Source organism: Pseudomonas putida (assembly GCF_028682635.1).
Lineage (GTDB): Bacteria > Pseudomonadota > Gammaproteobacteria > Pseudomonadales > Pseudomonadaceae > Aquipseudomonas > Aquipseudomonas putida_AE.
The window spans coordinates 24,602-33,878 of the sequence record NZ_JANHLK010000043.1 but is presented as its reverse complement, the minus strand read 5'-3'; the positions used below and the strand labels follow the sequence as shown (position 1 = coordinate 33,878).

Genomic DNA, 9,277 nt, shown 5'->3' with positions numbered 1-9,277 from the left:
CGCTGTCAAAACTGCGTAACTCATTGTTTACCAAGGAGTTTTCCGTTTCGACTGCGCCGGAAGTGGGGCGAATTATAGGCTTCTGAAATCTGACGTCAACCACTGATTTACTATTTCTATCAAAAAGGCATTTGAGTGGGAATTAGCCGCCCTCTTCTATATAGGAGAGAACTCCAGGCAATCACCCATATGAAAAAGCCCCGCCAGATACTGATCTGAGCAGGGCTTTTTATGCCTGAAGCAATCCCTTTGCACCCATAACGATTGGGTGGGCGAATCATGAACTGCTGAAGGCTGGATGTTTGTGGTGTCCCAGGGCAGGTTCGAACTGCCAACCTTCCCCTTAGGAGGGGGATGCTCTATCCAATTGAGCTACTGAGACACAAGATGCCGGCGAAATTCGCGCAGCGATAGACGGCGTGCATGTTAACGGGCGAGCCTGCCTTTGTCATGTCATCCGTGGGCTTTTTAAGTGTAGGCAGATGTCACGCGCGGGCTCGGACTTTTAGCGCACAAGCCAGGCCCTCCCCCTCCCAGGAAGGGACAGCCACAAAAAACTGCCTGCCACCCATCCTAAACGACTCTCGTTACACGCTTGCCACTAGTAAATCGGCCAATTGCCACTATCCTGTACACATAAGGAACAGTGATCGAATACGCATGGGATGCCCCTCGGTTTTTTCCAGAGAACTGGAGGGCAAAGGACGCGGCCAGAGAGACGGACCCGGCAATTTTCAAAACCAGTCCGCATTTCTGATAACTGGTGCTGGCAGAACGCCTTTATCCAGCTCAATATTTGTCACAGAATTGGCGCCAATGATCTGGCGAACTTGAGGCATGATGCCAGCTTCAATCAATTCAGGTTGAACATTTGGCCAGAGCGCTTGTCCTATCAGACATCCTGCGGCCAATCCCGAGAACCGCTCCCCTGAACTAACCGGTTAAATATATGCGCCCATTGAAACAGGCAATTTATTCCAGCCGTACGGCTGACAAGTTCGTCGTACGTCTGCCAGACGGAATGCGTGAACGCATTGCCGAGGTGGCTCGCAATCATCACCGCAGCATGAACTCCGAAATCATTGCGCGCCTGGAGCAGAGTCTCATTCAGGAAGGCGCACTGGGCGAAGAGCTGAGCATGCGCCTGGACAGCCCGGAGCTGTCATTGCACGAGCGCGAACTGCTGCAACGCTTCCGCCAACTCTCTCACCGTCAGCAAAACGCGCTTGTCTCATTGATCGCCCATGACGCCGAGATGGCTGCAGACGCTTCCTGATTCGTCCCCGCAAGCTCAAGCCAGCGTGATCGCTGGCTTTTTTTTGCCTTGAATTTGGCCATAAAAAAGCCCGCCATATGGCGGGCGGGCTTTAAATCAAACATCTCAGAGCAGGAAAATCGTTGCCAGCCCCAGGAAGATAAAGAAGCCACCACTGTCGGTCATGGCGGTAATCATCACGCTGGCGCCCATGGCCGGATCCCGTCCGAGTCTTGCCAGCGTCATCGGGATCAAGACTCCCATCAATGCAGCAAGCAACAGATTGAGGGTCATGGCAGCAGTCATCACGACACCGAGCGACCAGCTCCCATACAACAGGTAGGCGACAACGCCAATCACTCCGCCCCAAATCACGCCATTGATCAGGGCTACTGCCAGCTCCTTGCGCATCAGCCGCGAAGTATTGCCCGTGCTCACCTGATCCAGCGCCATGGCCCGGACGATCATGGTGATGGTCTGGTTGCCGGAGTTACCGCCGATACCCGCAACGATCGGCATCAATGCCGCCAGTGCCACCAGCTTCTCGATGGAGCCTTCGAACAGGCCAATCACCCGGGAAGCAACGAATGCAGTGATCAGGTTCACCGCCAGCCAGGCCCAGCGGTTACGCAGGGACTTCCAGACCGACGCAAAAATATCCTCTTCTTCCCGCAGACCCGCCATGTTGAGAACTTCGCTTTCGCTCTCTTCACGAATCAGGTCGACCATTTCATCGATGGTCAAACGGCCGATCAGCTTGCCGTTCTTGTCGACGACGGGCGCCGAGATCAAGTCGTAACGCTCAAACGCCTGGGCAGCATCGTAGGCCTCTTCATCCGGATGGAAACTCACCGGATCGCTGGCCATGACTTCGGAAACCTGCTTGTCCGGATCATTGACCAGCAGGCGCTTGATCGGCAGCACCCCCTTGAGCACACCGTCGTAGTCAACCACGAACAGTTTGTCGGTATGGCCTGGCAGCTCCTTGAGGCGTCGCAGATAGCGCAGAACCACTTCGAGGCTGACATCCTCACGGATGGTAACCATCTCGAAGTCCATCAGTGCGCCGACCTGGTCCTCGTCATAGGACAACGCCGAGCGCACTCGCTCGCGCTGCTGAGCATCGAGGGTTTCCATCAGCTCGTGGACGACATCCCGCGGCAGCTCGGAAGCCAGGTCAGCCAGTTCGTCGGCATCCATGTCCTTGGCCGCGGCCAGGAGCTCGTGATCGTCCATGTCGGCGATCAGGGTTTCACGAACCGAATCGGATACTTCGAGCAGGATGTCGCCGTCGCGATCAGCCTTGACCAATTGCCAAAGCGTCAGGCGGTCATCCAGCGGCAAGGCTTCGAGAATATAGGCGACGTCGGCGGAGTGCAGGTCATCGAGCTTGCGTTGCAGCTCGACCAGATTTTGCCGGTGAACCAGGTTTTCGACGCGATCCTGATTCGGACCTTCCTGGCGATGAGTCAGGTCTTCAACCACTCGCTGACGCTGCAACAGCTCAACGACTTGAGCCAGGCGGTCCTGCAAGCTTTCCTGCGTTTTCTTTACTTCAACTTCAGACATAGGCGAACTCCACTCCCAGCAGCGGGGCGCGCCGGAAGGATCAATCAGTCAATTCATGATTGGAAAAACGGGGTATTGAGTAACTACTGGGTAAGTCCATGGAAGTAATCCAAAAGCCCCGGCGGGGCTGACGGGCGCAATGATACACCGACTGACGGCTTAAAACGTTAAAAAATCATGGCTGAAACAAGCGCTTGCGAAACAATCTTGAGCGCGCGCCTGACACTACAAAGTGCGACGACCCATCTGGAAAAGAAAACACAATGGCGATGGAAAATGCGGGCGCCTACCTTGATCGGTAGCCGTCATGGAGGAAGAGCATCGAGTTCGACGAGAGAGGATGCAGGAAGGGAAAAGCCAAATCCCAGACGGCAAAAAGCCCGCTTAAAAAGCGGGCTTTTTGTTGTATGGTGCACTCGACAGGATTCGAACCTGTGACCGCTCGGTTCGTAGCCGAGTACTCTATCCAGCTGAGCTACGAGTGCATTTTGTGTTTTTATACCAGATCACAACTGGTTGGAGCCAAGTCATTCACATCACTGCAAACAACTCTTAAATGGTGCACTCGACAGGATTCGAACCTGTGACCGCTCGGTTCGTAGCCGAGTACTCTATCCAGCTGAGCTACGAGTGCATTTGTTGCCGCGCATTATAGGCCGTCTAATCTCTATGTCAAGCACTTTTTCTAGTAATTTCAACAACTTACCGAAGAAGCCAGATTACAACGTACTACGCAAATAATGGCGGAGAACGGGGGATTCGAACCCCCGACACCCTTTTGAGGTGTACTCCCTTAGCAGGGGAGCGCCTTCGGCCACTCGGCCAGCTCTCCGCAACACGGGGCGTATCTTAACCAACCTTTTCCCCGTTTGCAAACATAAAAAACGATAAAAATTAATGGCTTGGTTCTTCGTCCTTCTCTTTCTTTATACGCAGGTAAATTTCCTCACGGTGGACCGCAACCTCTTTCGGGGCGTTGACACCGATACGCACTTGATTTCCTTTGACGCCGAGCACGGTCACGGTGATTTCGCCATCACCAATAATCAGGCTTTCTGCGCACCGACGAGTCAGAATCAGCATACCTTTCTCCTCACGCATTACATTTTCAGGGACAACAGTCTGCAAAAAAAAGGCACTCGACCTACAACCAGAATGGTCGTTGGCCTACATGCCTGAGTATTGACCAGCGCGAGCAAAAGAACAGCCTTGGGGTCGCGCCTTGCAAAAAAACAAAGGGCGCGGTCAGACCGCGCCCTTTGGCAAACGCATCACTCGCCCTGGCGGACCGGTGCGTCCAGTTCGAAAGCCGTGTGCAAGGCGCGCACAGCCAGTTCCAGGTACTTCTCTTCGATCACGACGGAGACCTTGATTTCCGACGTGGAGATCATCTGGATGTTGATGGTTTCCTTGGCCAGTGCTTCGAACATGCGGCTGGCGACGCCCGCGTGGGAGCGCATGCCAACGCCGACGATCGACACCTTGGCGATCTTGGTGTCGCCGATGACTTCACGGGCACCCAGCTCACTGGCGGTCTTTTCCAGCACGGTCTGCGCCGCCTGGTAGTCATTGCGGTGCACGGTGAAGGTGAAGTCGGTGGTGTTATCGTGCGCAACGTTCTGCACGATCATGTCGACTTCGATGTTCGCGGCGCTGATCGGGCCGAGAATCTTGAAGGCAACGCCCGGGATGTCTGGCACGCCACGGATGGTCAGCTTGGCTTCATCGCGGTTGAAAGCGATACCGGAAATGATCGGCTGTTCCATGGTTTCCTCTTCATCAATAGTAATGAGGGTGCCCGGACCCTCCTTGAAGCTGTGCAGTACGCGCAGCGGGACGTTGTACTTGCCGGCGAACTCCACCGCGCGAATCTGCAGCACCTTGGAACCGAGGCTGGCCATTTCCAGCATCTCTTCGAAGGTGATCTTGTCCAGGCGCTGGGCCACGGACACGACGCGCGGGTCAGTGGTGTAGACGCCATCGACGTCGGTGTAGATCTGGCACTCGTCAGCCTTCAAGGCTGCCGCCAGGGCCACGCCGGTGGTGTCGGAACCGCCACGACCGAGGGTGGTGATATTGCCGTGCTCGTCGACGCCCTGGAAACCGGCGACAACCACCACGCGACCGGCCTTCAGGTCGCCGCGAATCTTCTGGTCGTCGATCTGCAGGATACGCGCTTTATTGTGCGCGCTATCCGTCAGGATCCGTACCTGGTTGCCGGTGTAGGACACTGCAGGCACACCGCGCTTCATCAGCGCCATGGCCAACAGGGCAATCGTCACCTGCTCACCGGTGGAAACGATCACGTCCAGCTCGCGAGGAACCGGTTGATCGCCGCCACTGATTTGCTTGGCCAGATCGATCAGACGGTTGGTTTCGCCGCTCATTGCAGACAGCACAACCACCAGGTCATCGCCGGCATCGCGGAATTTCTTAACCTTGTCGGCAACCTGCTCGATTCTCTCGACGGTGCCGACCGAGGTGCCTCCAAATTTCTGTACGATCAAAGCCATTTCAAAGCCGCCTCTGCCCATGAAGGGCGCCCAAATAATCACTCAAACAGCGTTGCGACCCGCCACTAGACTGCGGGCCGCAGGCACTGCCTTATAAACCCTGCTCTACAAACGGAACGGTCAGCGCCAGTGCCGCGTCCAGGGCGCCAGCGTCGGTACCGCCGCCTTGCGCCATGTCTGGACGACCACCGCCCTTCCCGCCCACTGCCGCAGCGGCTTGCTTCATCAAATCACCGGCTTTGAGTTGGCCAGTCAGGTCTTTGGTTACGCCTGCAACCAGAACGACCTTTTCCTCATGGACACTGCCGAGCAGGATCACTGCGCGGCCGAGTTTGTTTTTCAGTTGATCGACCAGCGCCAGCAGCGCCTTGCCATCCTGACCGTCCAGACGCACGGCCAGCACTTTCACGCCCTTGACGTCCTGGGCTTGCGCCGACAGATCGTCACCCGCCGCACTGGCGGCCTTGGCTTGCAACTGCTCGAGTTGCTTCTCCAGCAGACGGTTGCGCTCCAGCACAGCCGACAGCTTGTCGATCAGGTTGTCGCGGCTGCCCTTGACCAGGCTGGCCGCTTCCTTGAGTTGTTCTTCCGCCGCGTTCAAGTAGGCCAGTGCCGCAGCACCGGTAACCGCTTCAATACGACGCACACCCGAAGCCACACCGCCTTCGCTGATGATTTTCAGCAGGCCGATGTCGCCGGTGCGATTGGCATGGATACCGCCGCACAGTTCGACGGAGAAGTCGCCCATGCTCAGCACGCGCACGTTGTCGCCGTATTTTTCGCCGAACAGCGCCATGGCGCCTTTCTGCTTGGCGGTTTCGATGTCGGTTTCTTCGGTTTCAACTTCGGAGTTCTTGCGAATTTCGGCGTTGACGATGTCTTCCAGCGCTTTGAGCTGTTCAGGCTTGATGGCTTCGAAGTGGCTGAAGTCGAAGCGCAGGCGCTGACTGTCGACCAGCGAGCCTTTCTGCTGAACGTGATCGCCCAGCACCTGACGCAATGCGGCGTGCAGCAAGTGAGTCGCGGAGTGGTTCAGCGAGGTGGCGTGGCGCACGTCGGCATCCACCTGCGCTTGAACTGGCGAGCCAACGATCAGGCTGCCCGAGTCCAGCACACCGTGGTGCAGGAACGCACCGCCGGTCTTGGTGGTGTCGCGCACGTCGAAACGCGCAGCGCCAGCCTGGAGGAAGCCGCAATCACCAATCTGACCACCGGATTCGGCATAGAACGGCGTCTGATCGAGAACGATCACACCCTCCTGGCCTTCGCTCAGTACGTCGACCGACTGCCCGTCTTTATAGATGGCAACGATCTTGGCCGAACCGCTGTGAGCGCTGTAACCGGTGAATTCGGTATCGACATCAACCTTGACCAGGCTGTTGTAGTCCATGCCGAAGGAACTGGCCGAACGTGCACGCACGCGCTGGGCTTCCATCTCGCGCTCGAAACCGGCTTCGTCGATGGTCAGGCTGCGCTCGCGAGCGATGTCGCCCGTCAGGTCCATCGGGAAACCGTAGGTGTCGTAGAGCTTGAACACGACATCGCCCGGAACCACGTCGCCCTTGAGCTCGGCCAGATCCTGCTCGAGGATTTTCAGGCCCTGCTCCAGGGTCTTGGCGAATTGCTCTTCTTCGGCTTTGAGCACGCGCTCGATGTGCGCCTGCTGGGATTTCAGCTCAGGGAAGGCTTCGCCCATCTCGGCGACCAGGGCCGCGACGATCTGATAGAAGAAGCTGCCCTTGGCGCCCAGCTTGTTGCCGTGACGGCAAGCGCGACGAATGATGCGGCGCAGCACATAGCCACGTCCTTCGTTGGATGGCAGCACGCCATCGGCAATCAGGAAACCGCAGGAACGAATGTGGTCAGCCACGACTTTCAGGGAAGCCTGGTTGTCGTTGGTGCAACCGATGGCCTTGGCCGATGCGCTCAGCAGGCTCTGGAACAGGTCGATTTCATAGTTCGAGTGAACGTGCTGCAGCACGGCACTGATCCGCTCCAGGCCCATGCCGGTGTCCACCGACGGCGCTGGCAGCGGGTGCAACACGCCATCGGCGGTGCGGTTGAACTGCATGAACACGTTGTTCCAGATTTCGATGTAGCGGTCGCCGTCTTCTTCCGGCGAGCCCGGTGGACCGCCCCAGATGTCGGCGCCGTGATCGTAGAAAATCTCGGTGCAAGGACCGCACGGGCCGGTATCGCCCATGGTCCAGAAGTTGTCGGACGCGTAAGGCGCGCCCTTGTTGTCGCCAATACGCACCATGCGCTCGGCCGGCACCCCGATTTCCTTGGTCCAGATGTCGTACGCCTCGTCATCGCTGGCGTAGACGGTGACCCAGAGTTTTTCCTTCGGCAGGTTCAACCACTTGTCGGAGGTCAGGAAGTTCCAGGCGTAGGTGATGGCGTCACGCTTGAAGTAGTCACCGAAGCTGAAGTTACCCAGCATTTCGAAGAAGGTGTGGTGACGGGCGGTATAACCGACGTTTTCCAGGTCGTTGTGCTTGCCGCCGGCGCGCACGCATTTCTGGCTGGAAACGGCACGGGTGTACGCGCGCTTTTCCTGGCCCAGGAAGCAGTCCTTGAACTGGTTCATCCCCGCGTTGGTGAACAGCAGGGTTGGGTCGTTGCCCGGAATCAAAGAGCTGGAGGCTACACGGGTGTGGCCTTGCTCTTCGAAGAAGCGAAGGAAGGCTTCACGGATTTCTGCGCTTTTCATTAGGTTCTTCCACGGAGGCTGCGGCCAAAGGCCTGTTCGAAACGTCAACAGACGAAGCGACGGCAAAGGGCCGCATTATATCGGCCCTGCGCGCGGGGTACAGCGTGTTTATACGATAGAAACGGTCAATTGGAGCGCTAACGCTATCACTTACTGGAAAAGTCGACGAATGTCGCGACGACCTGCTCGATTTGCGCGCGACTGACGTCCATGTGCGTGACCAAACGCAAGCGCGCGGCAGCACTGAGCACGATCCCGCGCTCGGCGGCGAACGCCTTGAGTGCTTCGGCCTTGTCGCCGATTGCAACGTAAACCATATTGGTCTGCACCGGCTCGACCTCGAACCCTGCTGCGCGCAGGCCTTCGGCGAGCAATTGGGCGTTGGCGTGGTCGTCGGCCAGGCGCTGAACGTTATGCTCCAGCGCGTACAGGCCTGCCGCCGCCAGAATCCCGGCCTGGCGCATGCCGCCGCCGACCATCTTGCGCAGGCGTCGGGCCTTGCCGATCAATTCGACCGAGCCACACAGCACCGAACCCACCGGGGCGCCCAGGCCTTTGGACAGGCACACCGAGACTGAATCGAAGTGCCGGGTGATTTCCCTGGCATCGACACCCAGCTTCACCGCTGCGTTGTACAGCCGCGCGCCGTCCAGGTGCAATTGCAACCCGTGTTCACGGGTAAAGCTGCGGGCCCGGGCCAGGTATTCCAGGGGCAGGACCTTGCCCTGCATGGTGTTTTCCAACGCCAGCAAACGGGTGCGAGCGAAATGGAAATCGTCCGGCTTGATCGCCGCGGCAATCTGGGAAAGGTCCAGCGAGCCATCGGCCTGCACTTCCAGCGGCTGCGGCTGGATCGAGCCGAGTACCGCCGCCCCGCCACCTTCGTACTTATAGGTGTGCGCCTGCTGGCCGACGATGTATTCGTCACCGCGCTCGCAATGGCCCATCAGGCCCAGCAGGTTGCTCATGGTGCCCGTGGGGACAAACAGTGCGGCAGCAAACCCCAGGCGGTCTGCCAGTTCGGCTTCCAGGCGGTTGACCGTCGGATCTTCGCCATACACATCGTCACCGGTGGCGGCCGTGGCCATCGCCTCGAGCATGCCAGGGGTGGGTTGGGTGACGGTGTCGCTGCGAAGATCAATCACACTCATGACTCGGGCCTCGTAAACAGGGGAAATCGCGTTCAGGTAGGGATTACTGCGGTCAAGACGATGAATAATCAACCCT

At 57.9% G+C, this 9,277-nt stretch carries 6 protein-coding genes and 4 tRNA genes; 1 reads left to right on the top strand and 9 read right to left on the bottom strand.

Annotated elements, in window-relative coordinates:
• Positions 1 to 305 precede the first annotated feature (305 nt).
• Positions 306 to 382, bottom strand: a tRNA-Arg gene (locus NPS56_RS29440).
• A 567-nt stretch (positions 383 to 949) separates the two neighbouring features.
• Here NPS56_RS29440 and NPS56_RS29435 point away from each other — a divergent pair.
• On the top strand, positions 950 to 1,276 hold the full coding sequence (locus tag NPS56_RS29435; RefSeq protein ID WP_003178899.1) for an Arc family DNA-binding protein: 327 nt from the start codon (positions 950 to 952) through the stop codon (positions 1,274 to 1,276).
• A 105-nt stretch (positions 1,277 to 1,381) separates the two neighbouring features.
• Here NPS56_RS29435 and mgtE read toward each other — a convergent pair whose 3' ends face one another.
• From mgtE to ltaE, 8 genes are all read right to left on the bottom strand, one after another.
• The gene (mgtE, locus tag NPS56_RS29430) at positions 1,382 to 2,824 is read right to left on the bottom strand and encodes a magnesium transporter (protein ID WP_274077900.1); all 1,443 of its coding nucleotides are present in this window, start codon (positions 2,822 to 2,824) and stop codon (positions 1,382 to 1,384) included.
• A 408-nt stretch (positions 2,825 to 3,232) separates the two neighbouring features.
• Positions 3,233 to 3,309 (bottom strand) — tRNA-Arg (locus tag NPS56_RS29425).
• 72 nt (positions 3,310 to 3,381) lie between these two features.
• A tRNA-Arg gene (locus NPS56_RS29420) sits at positions 3,382 to 3,458 on the bottom strand.
• A gap of 107 nt (positions 3,459 to 3,565) precedes the next feature.
• Positions 3,566 to 3,656: transfer RNA gene (locus tag NPS56_RS29415), tRNA-Ser, on the bottom strand.
• 62 nt (positions 3,657 to 3,718) lie between these two features.
• Positions 3,719 to 3,907, bottom strand: a complete 189-nt coding sequence (gene csrA / locus NPS56_RS29410; protein ID WP_002554426.1) for a carbon storage regulator CsrA — start codon at positions 3,905 to 3,907, stop codon at positions 3,719 to 3,721.
• 188 nt (positions 3,908 to 4,095) lie between these two features.
• Positions 4,096 to 5,337 carry an aspartate kinase gene (locus tag NPS56_RS29405; protein ID WP_274077899.1) on the bottom strand — a complete coding sequence of 414 codons (1,242 nt, stop codon included), beginning with the start codon at positions 5,335 to 5,337 and terminating at the stop codon, positions 4,096 to 4,098.
• Positions 5,338 to 5,428: 91 nt separating this feature from the next.
• Positions 5,429 to 8,050 (bottom strand): alanine--tRNA ligase, encoded by a 2,622-nt coding sequence (gene alaS / locus NPS56_RS29400; protein WP_274077898.1) that lies wholly within the window; start codon positions 8,048 to 8,050, stop codon positions 5,429 to 5,431.
• 146 nt (positions 8,051 to 8,196) lie between these two features.
• A complete protein-coding gene (gene ltaE, locus NPS56_RS29395) occupies positions 8,197 to 9,201 on the bottom strand; it encodes a low-specificity L-threonine aldolase (RefSeq protein WP_274077897.1) in 1,005 nt (334 codons plus the stop codon).
• Positions 9,202 to 9,277 lie beyond the last annotated feature (76 nt).